This is a genomic window from Streptomyces sp. NPDC091371, assembly GCF_040684275.1.
In the GTDB taxonomy this organism is placed as follows: Bacteria; Actinomycetota; Actinomycetes; order Streptomycetales; family Streptomycetaceae; genus Streptomyces.
The window spans coordinates 1-18,849 of record NZ_JBFBFP010000043.1; the positions used below are offsets into that span (position 1 = coordinate 1).

General features: G+C 72.8%; 15 protein-coding genes and 1 pseudogene. 9 read left to right on the plus strand and 7 right to left on the minus strand.

The genetic code is table 11. The features are described from left to right. Positions 1 to 376: aminopeptidase P N-terminal domain-containing protein (locus tag AB0O21_RS32170; protein WP_365176858.1), on the minus strand; the 376-nt coding region annotated here is incomplete at its 3' end. Positions 377 to 742: 366 nt separating this feature from the next. On the opposite strand from AB0O21_RS32170, the gene AB0O21_RS32175 reads away from it, so the two are divergent. From AB0O21_RS32175 to AB0O21_RS32190, 4 genes are all read left to right on the plus strand, one after another. Continuing rightward, positions 743 to 2,107, plus strand: coding sequence for an MFS transporter (locus AB0O21_RS32175; protein ID WP_234439532.1), 1,365 nt, complete (start codon positions 743 to 745; stop codon positions 2,105 to 2,107). Positions 2,108 to 2,172: 65 nt separating this feature from the next. Beyond that, complete coding sequence (locus tag AB0O21_RS32180; protein ID WP_365176707.1) at positions 2,173 to 3,516, plus strand: hydantoinase/oxoprolinase family protein; 1,344 nt, start codon at positions 2,173 to 2,175, stop codon at positions 3,514 to 3,516. Then, positions 3,513 to 4,634 carry a DUF917 domain-containing protein gene (locus AB0O21_RS32185; protein ID WP_365176710.1) on the plus strand — a complete coding sequence of 374 codons (1,122 nt, stop codon included), beginning with the start codon at positions 3,513 to 3,515 and terminating at the stop codon, positions 4,632 to 4,634. The genes AB0O21_RS32180 and AB0O21_RS32185 overlap by 4 nt, the downstream gene beginning before the upstream one ends. Beyond that, complete coding sequence (locus AB0O21_RS32190; RefSeq protein WP_365176713.1) at positions 4,628 to 6,214, plus strand: helix-turn-helix domain-containing protein; 1,587 nt, start codon at positions 4,628 to 4,630, stop codon at positions 6,212 to 6,214. Before AB0O21_RS32185 ends, AB0O21_RS32190 begins: the two co-directional genes overlap by 7 nt. On the opposite strand, the gene AB0O21_RS32195 is transcribed toward AB0O21_RS32190, so the two are convergent. From AB0O21_RS32195 to AB0O21_RS32205, 3 genes are all read right to left on the minus strand, one after another. Next, positions 6,203 to 7,882 (minus strand): hydantoinase B/oxoprolinase family protein, encoded by a 1,680-nt coding sequence (locus AB0O21_RS32195; protein ID WP_331911617.1) that lies wholly within the window; start codon positions 7,880 to 7,882, stop codon positions 6,203 to 6,205. The two genes, AB0O21_RS32190 and AB0O21_RS32195, sit on opposite strands and share 12 nt — an antisense overlap. Continuing rightward, positions 7,879 to 9,927: a hydantoinase/oxoprolinase family protein gene (locus tag AB0O21_RS32200; protein WP_365176716.1), complete on the minus strand. Its 2,049-nt coding sequence runs from the start codon at positions 9,925 to 9,927 to the stop codon at positions 7,879 to 7,881. Before AB0O21_RS32200 ends, AB0O21_RS32195 begins: the two co-directional genes overlap by 4 nt. A gap of 114 nt (positions 9,928 to 10,041) precedes the next feature. Then, complete coding sequence (locus tag AB0O21_RS32205; protein ID WP_365176719.1) at positions 10,042 to 10,518, minus strand: DUF4440 domain-containing protein; 477 nt, start codon at positions 10,516 to 10,518, stop codon at positions 10,042 to 10,044. Between the two features lie 292 nt (positions 10,519 to 10,810). On the opposite strand from AB0O21_RS32205, the gene panD reads away from it, so the two are divergent. Genes panD through AB0O21_RS32220 form a run of 3 tightly spaced genes read left to right on the plus strand, consistent with a single transcriptional unit; the run spans position 10,811 to position 12,217 of the window. Next, positions 10,811 to 11,230: an aspartate 1-decarboxylase gene (gene panD, locus AB0O21_RS32210; RefSeq protein WP_112447214.1), complete on the plus strand. Its 420-nt coding sequence runs from the start codon at positions 10,811 to 10,813 to the stop codon at positions 11,228 to 11,230. Continuing rightward, entirely contained in the window at positions 11,223 to 11,585 is a 363-nt protein-coding gene (locus tag AB0O21_RS32215; protein WP_365176861.1) for a GNAT family N-acetyltransferase, read from the plus strand. The genes panD and AB0O21_RS32215 overlap by 8 nt, the downstream gene beginning before the upstream one ends. Then, the gene (locus AB0O21_RS32220; RefSeq protein WP_365176864.1) at positions 11,579 to 12,217 is read left to right on the plus strand and encodes an aspartate/glutamate racemase family protein; all 639 of its coding nucleotides are present in this window, start codon (positions 11,579 to 11,581) and stop codon (positions 12,215 to 12,217) included. Before AB0O21_RS32215 ends, AB0O21_RS32220 begins: the two co-directional genes overlap by 7 nt. 234 nt (positions 12,218 to 12,451) lie before the next feature. On the opposite strand, the gene gndA is transcribed toward AB0O21_RS32220, so the two are convergent. Further along, on the minus strand, positions 12,452 to 13,897 hold the full coding sequence (gene gndA, locus AB0O21_RS32225) for an NADP-dependent phosphogluconate dehydrogenase (RefSeq protein WP_365176723.1): 1,446 nt from the start codon (positions 13,895 to 13,897) through the stop codon (positions 12,452 to 12,454). A gap of 228 nt (positions 13,898 to 14,125) precedes the next feature. On the opposite strand from gndA, the gene AB0O21_RS32230 reads away from it, so the two are divergent. Beyond that, positions 14,126 to 15,412 (plus strand): transglycosylase family protein, encoded by a 1,287-nt coding sequence (locus AB0O21_RS32230; RefSeq protein WP_365176726.1) that lies wholly within the window; start codon positions 14,126 to 14,128, stop codon positions 15,410 to 15,412. Positions 15,413 to 15,436: 24 nt separating this feature from the next. Here AB0O21_RS32230 and AB0O21_RS32235 read toward each other — a convergent pair. Next, positions 15,437 to 16,267: pseudogene (locus tag AB0O21_RS32235) on the minus strand (DMT family transporter); the annotation flags it as partial. Positions 16,268 to 16,539: 272 nt separating this feature from the next. Here AB0O21_RS32235 and AB0O21_RS32240 point away from each other — a divergent pair. Next, positions 16,540 to 18,027 carry an SDR family NAD(P)-dependent oxidoreductase gene (locus tag AB0O21_RS32240; RefSeq protein WP_365176729.1) on the plus strand — a complete coding sequence of 496 codons (1,488 nt, stop codon included), beginning with the start codon at positions 16,540 to 16,542 and terminating at the stop codon, positions 18,025 to 18,027. A 17-nt stretch (positions 18,028 to 18,044) separates the two neighbouring features. On the opposite strand, the gene AB0O21_RS32245 is transcribed toward AB0O21_RS32240, so the two are convergent. Continuing rightward, positions 18,045 to 18,548: a hypothetical protein gene (locus AB0O21_RS32245; protein WP_365176732.1), complete on the minus strand. Its 504-nt coding sequence runs from the start codon at positions 18,546 to 18,548 to the stop codon at positions 18,045 to 18,047. Between the last annotated feature and the right edge of the window lie 301 nt (positions 18,549 to 18,849).

Genomic DNA, 18,849 nt, shown 5'->3' on the forward strand with positions numbered 1-18,849 from the left:
CGGTGTGCCCGGTCTCCCCGGTGGGCTCCAGGACCAGGACGCCGTTCTCGGTCTGGTCGCCGGTGAGGTACGCGTACTCGGTCGAGGCGCGGAAGCTGTACTCGGTGTCGTTCGAGCGGGTCTTCAGGTTGCCCGCGGGGATCACCAGGCGCTCGCCGGGGAAGCGCGCGGAGAGCGCGGCGCGGCGGGCGGCGGTGTGCGCGGCCTGCGCGACGGGCTCCAGGTCCTGGAGCTCCGTGTCGGCCCAGCCGGACTTCATGCTCTCGGCCAGCTCGTCGGAGACGTCCGGGTACAGGTCGTTCTTCCGCTGCCGGACCGGCTCCCCGGATGAGGGCACACCGCTCTTCGGAACCGGAGGGAGAGCATTCTTCTGCATCTCGTCCGAGACGCGCGTGTGCGAGTGGGTCATGGAGATCCTTCCATCCTTCATGAGCACGCCGCTTCCCTGTGAGCGCCGCTTCGGCCGCACACGATGTCCCATGCCATGGGCTGCTCCGCTGTGCCACATGCACAGCGGAGCGCGGCGAGCGGTGCGCCGGGCACGACGCGTGGAGGCCCCGCGGCTCCGGCGATCACCCGAAGGCAGGGATCGTCGTGATCGGGTCGGTCCTGGGCATTCGGCCCGGTCGCATGCGGCTCGCCTGTGCGCGGTGCACATGGCCGCCTCCCGGCTGCTTCCTAGAGTGCCGCCACCCCTCAGTCAGGAGGGACAGGGCCGATGATGAGGCATGGAGGGCAGTCGATGAGTGCCGTGCACGAGGCGAGACCAGGGGCAGTGGAGCAGGCGGGGGCGGCGCAGCCGCTTCCGGTCGGGCATTGGTTCGAGGACATGCCGCTCCGGCGCGCGCACCTCCTCGCGGCGTTCGCGCTCTTCATGGCGTTCGTCATCGAGTCGTGGGAACAGCTGGCCCTGGTCTACGTCTCCGGGGACCTCGGTACCGCCTTTGGTATCGGCGAGGGCCGGATCGGCTGGGCCCTGTCGGCGGTGGCGCTGGGGATGATCCCCGGCTGTCTGGTCTGGGGACCCGTCTCCGACCGGATCGGCCGCCGCGGCGTGTGCCTGTGGTCGCTGGCCGCATACGGCGTTTTCGCCCTGGCCAGCGGGCTCTCGCCGAGCTTCACCGTGCTCATGGTGACGAGGTTCCTATCGGGCCTCGCCCTCGCGGGCATCTACACCGTCACGTTTCCCTATTTCCTGGAGCTGCTCCCGTCCCGGCTGCGGGGCCGGGCCGCCGTCTATCTGTCCATCGGATGGCCCGTCGGTGTGCTGCTTGCCGTGGGGGCCACGCAGCTCCTCGGCGGGCTGGGCTGGCACGTGGTCGCCCTCGCGAGCGGACTCGCCGGGGTCTGGGTCATCGCGATCCGCGCCTGGGTGCCCGAGTCCCCGTACTGGCTGGCGGAACGCGGCCGCCATGCCGAGGCAGCCGCCGTGCTGCGCCGGCTGGGAGCCGACGTGCCCGAGGGGACGGTCTTCGCCTCCGGCGGTGACGACTCGGGCGGGCAGCGGCGTTCGGGGCGGACGACCGACCTCTTCCGCGGTCGGCTGCTGCGCCTGACGCTCCTGATGCTCGTCGTGAACTTCAGCTTCAACTGGGGCTACTGGGGCCTGCAGACCTGGCTGCCCACCCTTCTGCAGGACAAGGGGCTGAGCATGTCCGCCAGCCTCGGTTTCGTCGCCCTGAGTGCGGTGTGCATGATCCCCGGCTATGTGTCGGCGTCGCTGCTGACGGGCCGGTTCGGACGCAGGAAGGTCTTCCTGCCGTACGTCGCGCTGGCTGCCCTCTCCGGCGTGGCCTTCGCCTACGCGGACACCCTCACCGAGATGTACGTCGCCAACTTCGCCCTGTCCTTCTTCTGCCTGGGGGCATGGGGCGTGTGGAACACCTGGAACGGCGAGTTCTACCCGACGTCGCTGCGAGCGACGGGATACGCGTGGGCCACGGCCGCGCAGCTGGGCGCCACCTCGCTCGCCCCGTCCGTGGTCGGCTACCTCCTCGGCCGGGCAACGGGCTACTCGTCGACGATCCTGTTCATCATGGCCTTCCTGGCCGTGGCCCTGCTGTGCGCGATGCCGCTGCCGGAGACCGAGGGCAAGGACCTGGAGTAGTGCGAGACGTCCCGGGCCCGCTGCGCGGATCGGTGGGCCCTGGACGTCGGTGGAAGGATGGTGGCGTGAGACTTGCCATCGACCTGGGGCGGGCCACCTGCGTGGCGGTTCTCGTCGACCGCGACGGGCGGACCGTGGCGGAGGCTGTCGTGGACAGCAGGCCCGGGGTGGCGGAGTCGGTACGGGGCGTCCTCGCGGAGCTGGGCCCCCTCGCCCCGGCGGCGGAGTCGGTCGTCCTCGTCACCGATCTCGCCCGGCGGTCCCCCCGTCCGCAGCGGGTCGCCCTGTTGCGCATCGCGCCCACCAGTCACCCGGCCCTCGCCCCGCTCGCCGACTGGCCAGCGTCGGCACGGGCCGCCGTTGACGCGCTGACCGCCCAAGTCCCCGGGGGCGCCACGCTGACCGGACGGCCGCCGGCGCCCCTGGACAGAGACGCTGTCGCCGCCTTCGCACGGCGCGCCCGGGAAGCGGAGATCTCGGCTTTCGCCGTCTGCGCGGCCGGGGCGCCCGCGGAGCCAGGGCCCGAGCTGGACGCCGCGGCCGCCCTCGCTGACACCGTGCCGGGCGCGGCCATCAGCCTCTCGCACGAGATCGGCTCCGTGGGCCTGCGGGAACGCGAGAACGCCACGGTCGTCAACGCGGCACTCGGCGGCTGGGCTACGGAGCTGGCCGTCGAGGCCACCCGGGCGCTGCGCTCGGCCGGGCTGACGGCGCCCTTGTACTTCGCCAGGGACGACGGGGGTCTGATCTCCGCCGAATACTTCCGGCGCCATCCGGTGATCGCCACCGCTCCCGCCACGACCTGCGCCGCCCGTGGGGCCGCGGCCCGCGCGGGCGTCGCCGACGCGGTCGTGGTCGACGCCGGCGCCCGCTCAGTCCGCTGTCTCACCCTCAACGACGGCGACCCGGAGCGCTCCGTGCGGCCGGGGCGAGGCCCGCTGGGCGTTCCCGTGCACCTCGGGTCCCCGGTGATCCATGAGGTGGGGCCGAGTGTCCGTGACACGCTGCCGGCCGACCCGAACGTCATCGCCCGCATCGCCGCGCGGCAGCTGGAGCGCGTCGCGGGTGCCGTACTCCTGCATACCGGCGGGGGAGCGGGTGACATGGGGGCCCCGCCTGCCGTAGCCGACGTACGCGCTCGGCTGACCGACGCCGCCCGGTTCGCCGCCACCTCGGTGTGCCGCATCGCGTCCGAGCGGCTCGTCACGGCGGCCGGACGTGCGGAGTTCGAACTGATGCTCGCCACGGCATGCGACCGTGCCCTGTCCCGCGTGGTGGCTGCGGGCGCGGCTCCCGCCTCGGCCCGCATCGAGAGCGTCAGCCACGCGCCGGTCGCCTATCTGCCGGCCGGAGTGCACCGCGTGACGGTGCACGCGGTGGGGCAGCCGGCAGCGGGAGTGCCCGCATGAACGTCGCCCGGCCAGAGGCTCCCTCGCTGCCGATACTGACCAGCACTGATCTGGGGCGGCTGGCGGTGGGGGCACGGGTGCTCGCCGCAGGCACGGAGGAATCCGCCTACCGAGTCGCCCTGGACTGGGCGGGCGCCGAACTCGCCGCACACGGTCCGGTGCCACTGCTGCCGCCCGAGCGGCTCGGCGGGGTCGGTCTGTGCGTCTGCGTGACGCTGGTCGGCGCCTCGGCAGCCCTCGCCGAGCACCTCCCCACGGGCGTGGAGCCGCTCAAGGCCGTCGCCGCGGTTGAACGCGTCGTCGGGCGTCCCGTGGAGGCGGTCGTGGCCCTCAACACCGCCGCCGAGAATGCCCTGATCGCCCTGGCGACGGCCGCCCGGTGTCGGCTCCCACTTGTCGACGGGGACGGCTGCGGACGCGTCCTGCCCCTGCTGGAGCAGACCGTCTTCACCCTCGCGGGGGTGGCCCCGGCCCCGCTCGCCCTCGCCACCTGCGACGGGGACGTGATCACGATCGAGTCGGCGGGGAGCCGCGTGGAGGAACTGGTACGCCCTCTGGTGCTGGCCGTCGGCGGCTGGGCCGTTGCCGCCGCCTACCCCATGGACGGCACCGCCCTGGCCGGCTGCCTGGTGCCGTCCACCGTCAGCCGTGCCCTCGCGGCGGGCTCGGCGACCGAGCGTGAGCGGTTCGCACCGTGGCGGCCGAAGAGGCTGTGCCGAGGCCGGATCACCGCCGTGGAGCAGGCTCCGGACACCGTGCACGACGAGGGATCCGGCGCGGCCCGCGGCTTCCTGGACGCCGCCGCACTGCCCTCCCGGCCGACCAGTGTGGTGATCTCCGAGGCCGAGGGGCTGCGTCGCCGGTTCCGGCTGGAGGCCCACAACGAGGTGCTCCTGGCCCTCGGTGACGGCGCCGTCGTGGCCGCGGCTCCCGACCAGATCCTCATCCTGTCCGCCGCGGACGGAAGCGTCGTGGACGTCGAGCGTGCGGTCCCCGGAACAGAGGTCGAGGTGGTCGTCATCGAGGCGGCGCCGCCCTGGCACACGCGTGAAGGCCGGGCCTTGGCCCGGATGGGCGTACCGGCGCTGATGGAGCGGAACGGAGGTGGCCCATGGTGAGGGAACCGGTTGCCGCGGACCGCTACCTGACCCTCGCCGAGCTCGTCCAGCACGGGCCGCTCGCCGGTGTCACCGTGTACGGGCCGGCCGATCGCGCGGTCGACGTGCGGGCCGTACGCATCGCCGACCACCTCGACGCGCTGGACGAGCTGCAGCCGCACACCGCCGTCGTCCTGACCGGCCTCGCCGCGTCGGCGGCGTGGACCATCGAGATGGCCCTGCGCAAAGCGTGGGAGCACGCCGCGGCCTGCGTGGTCGTCGCTCGGGGCGCGGGCAATGCGGAATCCGCTGCGGATCTGGCCGAGCGGCTCGGTGTGCCGTTGCTCGTGGTGGCGGGCAGTGCCCTGGACGCCGCCGTGCGGATCGCCTCGGCCGTGGCCCAGCCCGAGGCGGGCCGCACGGCACTGCTGGCGACGGCGGCCCGGCGCATCACCGCGGCCGGACCGCGCCCGGTGCGCATCGTCTCGGCCCTGCACGCAGTGCTGCCGTCGACCGATGTCGCGCTCGTCGCTCCGTCCGGCGAGGTGATCGCGGGCCGGTCCGCCGCGCTCGACGCGCCTGCCGGCGCGGTGCGCGTGCGGGTGGAGGTACCCGACCCGGAAGGCGGTCCGCTCGCCGTGCTGGCCGCGTCTTCCCGGTCCCGCGTCGCGGGCTGGGAGTCGACGGTCCGAGAGGTTCTGGGGCTGGCCGTCGCTCCGCTGACGGCGTGGGCGGCGCGGGAGCGCCTGACCTCGGAGCGCCTGGGCCTGCACGCGTCGGGACTCCTTGTGGAGCTCGTGGACCGGGGCGGGGCCGCGCCGACGCCACAGGACCATGAGCAAGGCCAGGATCAGGGCCGGCACTCGGCCCAGGAGCAGGAGCCGGGCCTGGCCGAAGAGCGCGACCCGCTGCTCATGCAGGCCGTGGCGCTGGGCTGGCCCGTGCGCGGTCCCTTCGTGGTGTATGTCGTACGGCCCGCAGAACAGGACCGCGGCGGCGCGCTGCTGGCCTCCTGGTGGAGCCGGACGGGCCCGGGCGGGCCGCTCGTGGCCTACGAAGGGTGCTGGGTGGCCTGGGAGCAGCAGGATGACCTGCCGCCGGCGCGGGATCCCCTCGCCCGTGCCGGCGACAAGTTGCGGGCCGCGCTGGTCCATCCGTCCCTGCTGGTGCCGCTGGCCGGGGCGGTGGCCGGTCCGGCCACGGACCTCGCGGGCCTCGGGCCGGTGTTCGCCGACGCGGTGGCCGCCGTGAGCGTCACGCGACCCGGCACGGTCGTGCGGGCCGACCGGACGGGCCCGGAGCAGCTCCTGGCCGCTGTGCCGCGTGACGTGCTGCGCGGCCCGGCCGAGTCACTGCTCGCCGCGCTGCTGGAGGCCGACAGGGACGGCAGTCTGCTGCGCACCCTCGCCGTGGTCCTCGACGTCGCCACCCCGTCGGCGGCCGCGGCCAGGCTGGGGGTGCACCGCAATACGGTCACCGCCCGCGTGGAGCGGCTGCGGGCCCTCGGCTGCGACCCCGAGGACCCGAGCCTGCGGCTGGCCCTGCACTTGGCCTGCCGCGTTCTGCTCGACGATCCTTCTGGCGGACCGTCAACGAGCTGACAGGTAGTCGGCCTCTGCCCGTGCCGCGCTGAGCAGCCCCTGACGGATGTCATCGGCGACCGCTTCGACCGTGCGCTCCGACGCCGGACCGAAGCCGCCGCCCCCGCCGCTCTCGCAGCGCAGCACATCGCCTTCCCGAACCGGGAGGGCATTGGTCTTCAGCAGGGAACGCTCGTCGCCCCGGCCGGGGTTGAGCGTGACCCTGGGCGGGGCGCCCGCCTCGCCGCCGAAGAGGCCCCATGCCGGGGTCACCGACCGTTCCCACCACAGCGACAGGTCCTGGTCCGCGGTGAACCGGTACTGGCGTACGACGCCGTTGCCACCACGGGTGCGGCCCGCTCCCGCCGAGTCGACGCGGACGGCGTACTCCTCCACCCGCACCGGGAAGAGTGTCTCCAGAACCTCGACCGGCATGTCGCGCAGGGAGCCGTTGACGTTGTTGATCAGGCACGTCTCGCCGTCGCCGGTCTGCCAGGCGCCCCAGCCGCCGACGGTGGCCTCCTGGGAGACGAACAGCTTGTCGGTGCGCGGGTCGACCCCGGTGAACTGCACGATCATCGAGTCGCCGTACGAGGCCGCCGCCGCCTTCTCCGGCAGCGCGGGTGCGAGGGCCCTGACCACCAGGTCGATGACGAGGCCCAGGTGCGAGTAGTAGTACTGGCACGCCGCCGGCTCCACCGCGGCGAGCATCGAACCCGGCCGGGTAAGGACGTCGAGCGGCTTGAACGAGCCGCCGTTCAGCGGGACCTCGCCGCTGACCAGCAGCTTGTAACCGACCCGGCAGGCGGCGACGGTCTGTGCGGCGCCGCAGTTGACCGGCCCGGTGGCCTGGTCGGCGCAGTCGGTGACGTCCATGGTCATGCGGTCGCCGTCCACGGTGACCCGGACGGTGACGTGCAGGGGCGTGCCGAGGTCGATGCCGTCGTTGTCGAGCTGCCCCGTGGCCTCGTACACGCCGTCCGGGATCGCGGCGATCTGCTCGCGCTCCAGGCGCTCGGTCTGCTCGAAGATCGCGTCACGCGCTGCCAGCAGGGTGTCCGTGCCCCAGCGCTCCACGATCTCCCCCAGGCGTCGGCCGCCGGTGAGCGCGCAGGCGACCTGGGCGCGCATGTCGCCGAGCGTGGGCTGCGGGAAGCGGACCTGCCGGGCGATCAGATCCTGCGTCAGCACGCAGGGCTCGCCACGCTCGTAGATCTTCAACGGCCCCATGCGCAGGCCCTCTTGGTAGATCGTCGTGGAGTCCATGGACCCGCCGGGGTCCTTCGACCCCATGTCGATCCAGTGCGCCCGGGACGCCGCGAAGCCGACCAGCTCGCCGCCGACGTGGATGGGCGCGTAGACGGTGACGTCGTTGAGGTGGGTGCCGCCGATGTAGGAGTCGTTGAGCACCCAGACATCGCCCTCCTGCCACACCTCCCGGCCGTACATGCGCTCCGTCGCGCGCGTGCACTCCTCCAGGTTGCCGAGGAAGATCGGCAGTCCGGACGACTGGCCCAGCACGTGGTGATCCCGGTCGAGGAGCGCGACCGCGCAGTCCTTGGCCTCGTAGATCGTGGGTGTGTAGGCCGACCTGATCAGGGTCGTGTTCATGTCCTCGGCGGCCTGGAGCAGGGCGCAGCGGATGATCTCGGTGGTGACCGGATCGATCACGGGGGTAGGGGCGTTCACGCGTTGCCTCCGAGCTTGACGACGAGAAAGCCGTGCGGATCGACGGCGACGGTCGCGTCCGGTGGGACGACCGTGGTGGAGGTGGCTTCGACGATGACTGCGGGACCGGCGAACTGATCGCCCGCCGCGAGGTGTTCCCGGCGGAGCACGGGCGTCTCGTACGCCCGGCCGCCGAACACGACGGGCTTGGTGCGGCCGACCCAGGGGTCTTGGCCGTCCTGCGGCCCGTACACGGTGGGCTCGGTCTCGGGCAGGGAGCCGAGACCTGTCGTCCGCAGCGTGACGAACTCGACCGGGGCATCGGGGGTCGCGTGCCCGTAGCGGCGCTCGTGCAGCGCGGCGAACCTGGCCGCGGCGCGCGCGAGGAAGTCCTCGTGCAGGGGTTCCTCGGCGGCGTCGAGCGGAACGGTCAGGGTGTAGTCCTGGCCTTCGTACCGCATGTCGGCGGCGTGCTCGACCCGGCTGCGCCCGGCGGGCACACCCTGCTCGGCCAGCGCGGCCAGGGCCTGCGCCTGCAACTCGCCGAGGGCTTGCGCCATCGCGGCGCCGTCGAGGACGTCACCCGGGGTGAAGAACTGGCGGGTGAGGTCGCGACGCACCTCGGTGCCGAGCATGCCCCAGGCGGAGAAGGCGCCCGGGAAGCGGGGGACGACCACCTCTTCGACGCCCAGTTCACGAGCGATCTCCACGGCGTGCATGGGTCCCGCGCCGCCGAACGCGAGGAGTGCGAACTCCCCGGGCTCCAGGCCGTGCTCGACCGTCAGCGTGCGAATGGCCTGGGCCATCTTCGCGTTGGCGACCTCGCAGATCCCGCCTGCCAACTCCACGGGTTCGATGCCCAGCTGTCCGGCCAGCTCACCGACGGCTCGGTGGGCCGCCTCGACGTCGAGCGTCATGTGCCCGCCCGCGAACCACTCCGGATCCACCCGGCCCAGTACGGCGTTGGCGTCCGTCACCGTGGCGCGGGTGCCGCCCCGCCCGTAGCAGGCCGGTCCCGGAACCGCTCCGGCCGACTCGGGCCCCACCCGCAGCCCGCCCGCCTCCATGTACGCGATCGAGCCGCCTCCCGCGCCGATGGTGTGCAGGTTGACCAGCGGCATGAGCACCGGAAAGCCGTCCGCCGAGCCCTCGTTGGAGATGTCGGGCCGCCCGTCGAGCACCAGCGACACGTCGAACGACGTACCCCCCATGTCGACACAGATGGCGTTCGGCCGGCCGAGGAGCGCCGCCGCGGCCACGCCTCCCATGGTGCCCCCGACCGGTCCTGACAGAAGGGTCTGCAGTGGGTTGCGGCGCGCGAAGTCGGCGTTGACCACTCCACCCGACGACTGCATCACCTGGACGGGCACCCCCAGCCCACGCTCGGTGAACCGCTCCTCGATCCGCCCGAGGTAGCGGCGCACGACGGGCCCCGTGTACGCGTCCAGGACGGCGGACGAGGTGCGCTCGTACTCACGCCATTCACTGGCCACCTGGTGAGAGAGGACGATCATGACGTCCTCGTCCTTCAGCTCCTCGGCGAGGATCTCGCCGGCCCGCACCTCGTGAGCGGGGTTGACGTAGCTGAACAGGAAGGAGACCGCGACCGCGGTGTAGCCCTCGGCGCGGATCCGCCGTGCTGTCGCCCGTACCGCGTCCTCGTCCAGCGGACACAGCTCCTCACCGCGCCAGTCGAGCCGTCCGCCGGCCTCAGCGGTGGCCCGCCGCTCCACCAGGGGCACGGGTTTGCGGTAGTGCAGGTCGAACATGCGGTCCCGGTTGCCGCGCGCTATGTGGTAGATGTCGCGCATGCCCGCGGACATGAGGAGCAGGACGCGGGCGCCCTTGCGTTCCAGCAGCGCGTTCAGCCCCTGAGTGGTGCCGTGCACGAAGAACGAGATCGCGGCGGGATCGTCCACCACCCTCCCGAGCGCGGCGAAGACCCCCTCGGCCAGATCACCTGGCGTCGTCGGGGCTTTCGCCGCGATGTACGTGCCGCGCGTCTCGTCGTACGCGACGACATCCGTGAAGGTGCCACCGATGTCCATGGCCACCCTGTACGTCATTTCTGCCTCCCTGCTGTCCGGAGAATGGACGGACGTTAACCAGGGCGGCCCGGGACGCGAGTGTGCGGCGTGCACGGATGGAGGGGGTCGGTCAGGCGCGCCGCACAGGCGGCGTCAGACGTCGACTGCGGGTACCCCGCCCGGCTGCAGGACGTCTTCATGGAGATGCACGATGAGCCAGCCGCCGTCGGCGTCCCTGCGCAGCACCGCCGTGTTGCGCACCAGCTCGGGACGTGTGGCGGCTCCGTCCGGTCCCGGGGCGAAGTCGACGCGCAGCCAGTAGCGCAGGACGGCCGTATCGCCGAACACGTCGACGACCGGGTCGTAGGCGACGAGGCCGGTCTCCACCGGACCGCTTCCGGGCTCCGGCCGCTCGTTGCGCAGCCGCTCCAGGTCCGCCCTGCCGAGGAGCAGCGGATCGGCTGCGGAATCCCAGACCGTCGCCTCCGGGTCGAGCCGCGCGTCGACGGCCGTCCGGTCCCCGGCCATGTATGCCTCGTACATCCCGTTGATCACCCTCCAGAGAGCGTCGGCGTCCGAAGCGGAGGCGCCGGGGCGTGCGAGCGGGCCGGACGGGGTGCGTGACGACATGGGACGGCCTCCGAGAGCTGCTGTGTCGAGTGGGGCGTCACTGTAGCCAGCCGCCGCCCCACCGCCGGCCGTGGCTCGGGACGCCGCGTACCCGGCGCCTCAGGGCCCGGGTCACAGAAGGCTGCGACCCCCGACCGCACCTGGCGATGTGTCAGAGGAGTCAGCAGCGGGTCAGCGTGAGGTCTGCAACACCTGGGGGCAGCTGACCAGATATGTGAATCGCTGTAGGCTCCGGAGACCGCCCTTGACCTGCGGGAAGCAGGCAGGGAGCAGACATTTCGGGAGCTTCTTCATGTTTCGTACCATGTTCAAGTCCAAGATCCACCGGGCCACCGTCACCCAGGCCGACCTGCACTACGTCGGCTCCGTGACCGTCGACGCCGATCTGCTCGACGCGGCGGACCTGCTGCCCGGAGAGCTCGTACACATCGTCGACATCACCAATGGTGCGCGGCTGGAGACGTACGTCATCGAGGGGGAGCGCGGGTCCGGGGTCATCGGGATCAACGGGGCCGCCGCGCACCTCGTGCACCCCGGGGACCTGGTCATCCTCATCAGCTACGCGCAGGTCGAGGACGCGGAGGCGCGGGCGCTCAAGCCGCGCGTCGTGCACGTCGACGCCGACAATCGGATCATCGAGCTGGGTGCGGATCCCTCCGCCCCGGTGCCGGGGACGGATCAGGAGCGCAGCCCCCACGCGGTGGCTGTCTGAGGGGAGCGGGACCGTGGCGATCGAGTTCAAGGACGAGCGGGAGGCCGGACGGCTGCTGGCGGTCGAGGACGGGGCGGTCGCCGGGCTGATCGCCTACTTCGTTCTCGCCGAGGAGCCCCACGCCCTGGCGGCCGTGCACACCGTCGTCGAGCCGGGCCACGAGGGCCGGGGCATCGCCGGGCAGCTGGTGAAGACCTTCTACGGGATCGCCGCCGCCGAAGGGGTGCCCGTGGTTCCGCTCTGCCCGTATGCGGCGAGCTGGGCCGCCAAACACCCCGATGAGGCGCCCGAGGCGTCGGCCGGGGTCGTGGCGGCCGCCAAGGCGCAGCTCGACGCGGACTCCGACCTCTGGTGACGGGCGCCGGACTGGTCCTGCTGCACACCTCGGCCGCGCACGTGCCGGTCTTCGACGCGCTGCGGGACCGGAACCACCCGGGGGCCGTCCTGCGCCACCTGGTGGTTCCGGAGCTGCTGGCCCGGGCCCGCGTCGAAGGGCCGGAAGCGGTGGCTCCGGCTCTGCTGGAGGTGCTCGCCGAGGCCGGGCCGGGGCCCGTACTGGTCACCTGCTCGACGATCGGGGCTGTCGCGGAGGCCCTGGCCCCGGCGCTCGGCGCCCCGGTGCTCCGCGTGGACCGGCCGATGGCGGCCGCCGCGGTGCGCACCGGCGCGCGGATCGTCGTACTGGCCACCGTGGAGTCGACCCTCGCGCCGACCGTGGAGCTGCTGGCCGAGGAGGCCGGCGAGCGGCCGCTGTCGATCGTCACGCACCTGGTCGACGGGGCCTGGGAGCGGTTCGCGGCGGGGGACCGGGCCGGCTCCCTCGACCTGGTGGCGGCGGCAGTCGACGCCGTCACCGACGCGGACGTCATCGTGCTGGCCCAGGTCTCCATGACCGGGGCCACGGAGCTCGTCACGACGCGGATCCCGGTCCTGTCCAGCCCGGCCCCGGGCCTGGCCGCGGGGCTGGGGGAGTTCGGAGCGGCGTAGGGGCGTTTCCGGCGCCATCGCGGGAAAATGGAACATATGGTGCGAAAACTCGAAGAGACGCAGCCACCGGTCCCCGAGCCCGAGCCCACCCCGGATCCGAATCCGTTCCCGGACCCCGAGCCGATCCCGCGCCCGGAGCCGCCCGTGCCCAGCCCCTTCCCGGAGCCGGACCCGGTGCCTCCGCCGCCAGGGCCCGCGCCGGTACCGCAGCCCGGGCCCTGGAGCTGAGCGGCCTCAGCTCGTCTGGACCTCGGAGCGGTCGCCGCTCCAGAGCGTGTGGAACGAGCCCGCGCGGTCGGTTCGCCGGTAGGTGTGCGCCCCGAAGAAGTCGCGCTGCCCCTGCGTGAGGGCGGCGGGGAGCCGCTCCGCGCGCAGCGCGTCGTAGTACGCCAGCGAGGCGGAGAAGGCGGGCACCGGGATGCCGTGGTTCACCGCCGCCACCAGAACGGCCCGCCAGTCCTGCTGGGCCGCGCCGATCTCACCCGCGAACCCGGAGTCCGCCAGCAGGCTCGGCAGCTTCGGCCGCGCGTCGTACGCCGCCCGGATCCGGTCCAGGAAGGCGGCCCGGATGATGCAGCCGCCGCGCCACAGGGAAGCCACCGCGCCCAGGTCCACGCCCCAGCCGTACTCCTCGCTGCCGGCCCGGATCTGGTGGAAGCCCTGGGTGTACGAGACGATCTTCGAGGCGTACAGGGCCTGCTCCACCTGGGCGGCGAACGCGTCCGCGGCCTCCGGGGACAGCGGGGCGGCGACTGGGCCCGGCAGCCCTTGCGAGGCCGCGCGCAGGTCCGCGTGGCCCGAAACGGAGCGGGCGAAGACGGCCTCCGCGATGCCCGACACCGGAACGCCCAGGTCCAGGGCGATCTGCACGGTCCAGCGGCCGGTGCCCTTCTGCTCGGCGGCATCGGCCACGACGTCCACGAACGGACGGCCGGTCGCGGCGTCCGTGTGCGCGAGCACCTCCGCCGTGATCTCGATCAGGTACGAGTCCAGGCGTCCGCGGTTCCACTCGCGGAAGGTCTCCGCGATCTTCGCGGGGGAGTAGCCGGCCACCTCGCGCAGCAGGTGGTAGGCCTCGGCGATCAGCTGCATGTCGGCGTACTCGATGCCGTTGTGGACCATCTTCACGAAGTGTCCGGCGCCGTCGGGCCCCATGTGCGAGGTGCAGGGCGTGCCGTCGGCGGCCTTCGCGGAGATCTTCTCCAGCAGCGGGCCGAGGGAGGCGTACGACTCCTCCGAGCCTCCGGGCATGATGCTCGGGCCGAGCAGCGCGCCCTCCTCGCCGCCCGAGATGCCCACCCCCACGAAGTGGATGCCCTGCTCGCGCAGCTCCTTCTCGCGGCGCCGGGTGTCCTCGAAGTGGGCGTTGCCGCCGTCGATGATGACGTCGCCCTCCTCAAGGAGCGGGGCGAATTCGCGGATCACGGCATCGGTCGGCTCGCCGGCCTTCACCATGATGACGAGGCGGCGGGGGCGCTCCAGCGCGTCGACGAACTCCTTCGCCGACTCCGCCGCCACGAACCTGCCCTCGTGCCCGAACTCCTCCACCAGGGCCCGGGTCTTGGCGGCCGTGCGGTTGTGGACGGCCACGGTGAAACCGTTGCGGGCGAAGTTGCGGGCGAGGTTGCTGCCCATGACCGCGAGCCCGGTGACGCCGATCTGGGCTGTGCTGGTGCTCATCGTTGCGCTCCTGCGTGCTTCGGGGTGTGCTTCGAGTGTGCTGTGGCTGTGGTGCGGCGCGCGTGGGTGCGCGCCGCATGCCGACGCTACCCCGGCGCGGCCGCCTGTGAATGTCTTGGCGATCGAGGGTGTGTCAAGTGCCGCTGGAAGGCGCCCCGTTGCGCCCCTTGTCATGCCCTGGTCGGATCGTTAGGTTGTGGGTTCCTGATGTCTTCGATGGGGGCTCCCATGGGTGTACGGGGCCGGCACCGCCGGTATCAGCCGAGCAGCATCAACCGGGCCTCGCTCGTCGTCACCGCGGGTGGAGCCGGGCTCGCGCTCCCCTTCATCGGCGCCGGATCCGCGCACGCCGCCTCCGTGGACACCTGGAACAAGGTCGCCGCCTGCGAGTCGACGAACAACTGGCACATCAACACCGGCAACGGCTACTACGGCGGCCTCCAGTTCAGCCAGAGCACCTGGCGCGCCTTCGGCGGCACCGCCTACGCGGCCCGCGCCGACCTGGCCACCAAGGGCCAGCAGATCGCGGTCGCGGAGAAGGTGCTGAAGGGGCAGGGGCCGCAGGCCTGGCCGAACTGCGGCAAGAAGGCCGGGCTCTCCCGAGGCGGCCAGGCCCCCGCGGTCACGCCCCAGGCCAAGCCCCAGCAGCCGCAGACGCAGCCGCAGCAGAGCCGGCCGGCCGACGCGGCCTCGGCGCAGGGCACCACGCCCCGTCCCACCGGGACTTCGGTCCTGCAGAACCCGTACGTCGTCGCGCCCGGCGACTCGCTCTCCGCGATCGCCACCGAACAGCACGTCGAGGGCGGCTGGCAGGCGCTGTACGAGACCAACCGGGCCACCGTGGGCGGCAACCCGGACCTGATCTTCCCGGGACAGCGCCTGACCCTGCGCGTCACCACCGCACCGGCCGCGCCGGCACCGCCTCCCGCGCAGAGCCCCGAGAAGCCGCCGCGCACCGCGGAACCGGTGAAGCCGGTCGAGCCGGCGGCCGCCAAGCCCGCCGAGGCGCCCGCACCGAAACCCGCAGAGAAGCCCGCAGAAAAGCCCGCCGAGAAGCCGGCCGAAAAGCCCGCCGAGAAGCCGGAATCAGCGCAGCAGCAGCCTGCCGCCGGCGGATTCTCCGCCCCCGTCGACGCCTCCATCGGCACCCGCTACCGCGTGTCCGGTTCCTCCTGGTCCAGCGGCTACCACACGGGCGTCGACTTCCCGGTGGCGACCGGCACGGCCGTCAAGTCCGTCGGACCCGGCCAGGTCGTCTCCGCCGGCTGGGCCGGGGCGTATGGGTACCAGGTCGTCATCCGGCACACCGACGGCCGGTACTCCCAGTACGCCCACCTTTCCGCGCTCGGCGTCAAGGCCGGCCAGCAGGTCTCCGGCGGCCAGCGGATCGGCCGCTCCGGTTCGACCGGCAACACCACCGGACCGCACCTGCACTTCGAGATGCGCACGGGACCGGGCTACGGCTCCGACATCGACCCGCTCAAGTACCTCCGCTCTCACGGAGTCGACATCTGAGCCCCGCACGTGCGGGGGCACGGCGGTCAGCAGGATCAGCCCGCCCGCCGCGACCACGGCGCTGACCAGCGCCGCGGTCGTGCCCAGGGCCCCGAACCGGAAGCCCTCGCCGAAGAGCGCGATCCCGACCGTCGCCGCGACCACCGGATTGACCACGGTCACCGTGGCCAGCGGCGCGGTCAGCCCGGCGCCCCGGTAGGCGGCCTGCGACAGCAGCAGGCCGCCGACGGCCAGGACCGCGATCGCCGCGAGGTCCGGCCACAGCGGGCCCAGGGCGGCCACCGCGCCCAGCCCGTCCCGCTCGAAGGATTCGGCCACCGACTTGGTGAACACCGAGGCCATCCCGAAGGAGGTGCCGGCCGCCGCGGCCAGCAGCACCGCGCGCAGCACCGCCCGGTGCACCCGGTGGGCCGCCAGGAACAGCACCGCCACGCCCGCCCCGGTCACCACGAGCAGCGCGCTCCGCTCGAAGTCCGCCGGCGACCCGTCATCGCGCCCGTCGCCGCCCGTCAGGGCCAGCAGCCCGGCCAGACCCAGGGTGGCCAGCATGGCCCCGCGCCAGGCCGCCGCGCCGGCCCGGCGGCCGACGAAGAAGGCCGCCATGGGCAGGGCGAAGACGATCGTGAGCGCGCCCAGCGGCTGGACGAGGCTGAGCGGACCGTAGGCGAGGGCCACCACGTGCAGCAGGGCACCGAGGCCGTTGAGCCCGATCGCCACCCACCAGCCGCCGCGGCGCAGCGGCGCGTACGGCCGGTCCGGCGTGCTCACCGCGACCCGTTCCTGGACGATCGCGCCACCCGCGTACGCGACCGCGGACACGAAGCACAGCAGGACCGACAGCGCCAGTGCACTCATGAACTCCACAATGCCCCACCCAACTGGGCTATTCCTCCCCCCACAGGGGGTCACGAGTCATACTCCGGACGTAGTACGGGAGTACGCGATCCGGCCCTCCGGGGGGCGCGGCGGGTGCCCGGATCCGGTGCGCGGGGTGACGGGTGCCTTGCGGTGCGTGAGCCGCCCGGAGACGGGTTTGGTTCCGGCCGGGTGGGATCCGTACAGTTTCCCTTTTGGGGACTTCCGCAGCAGGCGGATGCGGACGAATGATCAAGGAACGGGCAGCGGCCATGACGGTGACCGACGAAACCAACGAGTACGGGCAGGCCTACGGGCCCGGCATCGACCCCGAGCGCCTCGCCGTCTGCCTCAGCGTGCTCGACGAGCTCGACAAGATCGACGTCGACCACCCGGACGCCATCACCGTACGCCGCGCCACCGCCGGCATCTACCGGACGGTCAAGCAGCGCCGCCGCCAGGAGCGCCGCGCCGCCAAGACCGCCAACGACAAGGCCGTCACCGAGGCGACCGCGACCGGCTCCGCCGAGCGCATCGACGACGAGACCGAGGGCATCCTGCCCTCCTCCGTCACGGAGGCCGGCCGGATCGCCGGGATACTCCAGCGCCCGCGCTCCTGCTACGTCTGCAAGACGCGGTACGTCGAGGTCGACTACTTCTACCACCAGCTCTGCCCGGACTGCGCCACCGAGAACCGGGCCAGGCGCGAGGCCCGCGCCGACCTCGCCGGCAAGCGCGCGCTGCTCACCGGCGGCCGGGCCAAGATCGGCATGTACATCGCGCTGCGGCTGCTGCGCGACGGCGCCCACACCACGATCACCACGCGCTTCCCCAAGGACGCCATCCGCCGCTTCAAGGCGATGGACGACTCGGCCGACTGGATGCACCGTCTGGAGGTCGTCGGCATCGACCTGCGCGACCCGGCCCAGGCCGTGGCGCTCGCCGACCAGGTGGCCGCGGCCGGCCCGCTCGACATCCTGATCAACAACGCCACGCAGACCGTGCGCCGCCTGCCCACCGCGTACGCCGCGCTGGTCGAAGGGGAGAGCGCCCCGCTGCCGGCCGGCGAGCTCCCCGCCCACCACGTGATCGGCGCCTTCAACTCCGGCGCGGTCGACGGCCTGGCCGCGCTGCCCGTCGGCGTGAGCGGGCTCGAGGCGCAGAAGGTCGCCGACCTCGCCCTGGTCGCGGGGAACGCCAGCCTGGAGCGGCACCTCGCCGGTACCGCCATCGACGCGGGCGGCCTGCTGCCCGACGTCGTCGACAGCAACACCTGGGTGCAGACCATCGACCAGATCTCCCCGGTGGAGCTGCTCGAGACCCAGCTGTGCAACTACACGTCGCCGTTCATCCTGATCAGTGCGCTCCGCCCGTCGATGGCCGAGGCCGCCCGGAAGGCGGCCAGCGGGCGTGCGTACGTCGTGAACGTCTCGGCGATGGAGGGCGTCTTCAGCCGCGGCTACAAGGGCGCGGGGCACCCGAACACCAATGCCGCCAAGGCCGCGATGAACATGGTGACGCGGACCAGCGGCCAGGAGATGTTCCAGACCGACCGCATCCTGATGACCTCGGTCGACACCGGCTGGATCACCGACGAGCGCCCGCACTTCGACAAGCTGCGCCTCGCCGAGGAGGGCTTCCACGCCCCCCTCGACCTGGTCGACGGCGCCGCCCGCGTCTACGACCCCGTCGTCCGCGGCGAGGCCGGCGAGGACCTGTACGGCGTCTTCCTCAAGGACTACGCCCCCGCGAACTGGTAGTCGGCCCCCTCCGGGCCCTACTGGATCCCCGCGATCGACCCCCTCGGCGAACCGAGGGGGTCGTTGCCGTTCCCGGGCGGTGCCTGCGGTGCCGGCCGGGCGGGGCGGGCGGGGCGTACGGGGTGCACGGGCCGGTAGGCCCCGGCCGCGACCAGTTCCAGTACGGGCTGCCAGTCCTCCAGTACGCCCGCGTCGAGGCCGGCCGCGGCGGCCGCCTCCCGTGCGTGGCGCAAGGTCGCCGCTGCCTCGCCCGCCTCGCCGGCCCCTTCCGGCTCCGGAGCCTCCCGGCCCCCGTCGCGCCCGGAGAGGGCGACGAGCATCGCCACCCGTTCGCCGAGGAGCGGTCGGACCGCGGCCGCCGCGAGGTCGGCGCGAAACGTGCGGTCACCCGGACAGAGCAGCGCGCCGAGCTCGTGCACCAAGCCCGCGACCTGGAGTTCCTTGTCGAAGGGATGCGAGCGGCGCAGCAGGGCGGCGGTCTCCAGCCCGCGCCCGCCGCGGCACGCGTGCAGAAGATCCATGAGCTCCTGCACGCTTGTGAGGCAAGGGACTTCGGCTCTCGACACCCCGGACCCGGCCACCGCCACTTCCTTCCGTCGCACCGCGTACACCCGGCACCGAGCAGACCATCCGTCGCGGACCCGCCGTCCTACGACTTGCTGAACTCGCGGCGAAACTGGGTGGACGGAGCGGATTTTGCCTTTCCATCGAGCGGGGGTCCGCTCATATGTGTACTCTGGGGCATCAAGACGGCCCCCATCCGGGCCGCGCTCCACTAAGGCGCCACCGCGTCCGGAACCCTTTCCCTCCCTGCCCGGCGCG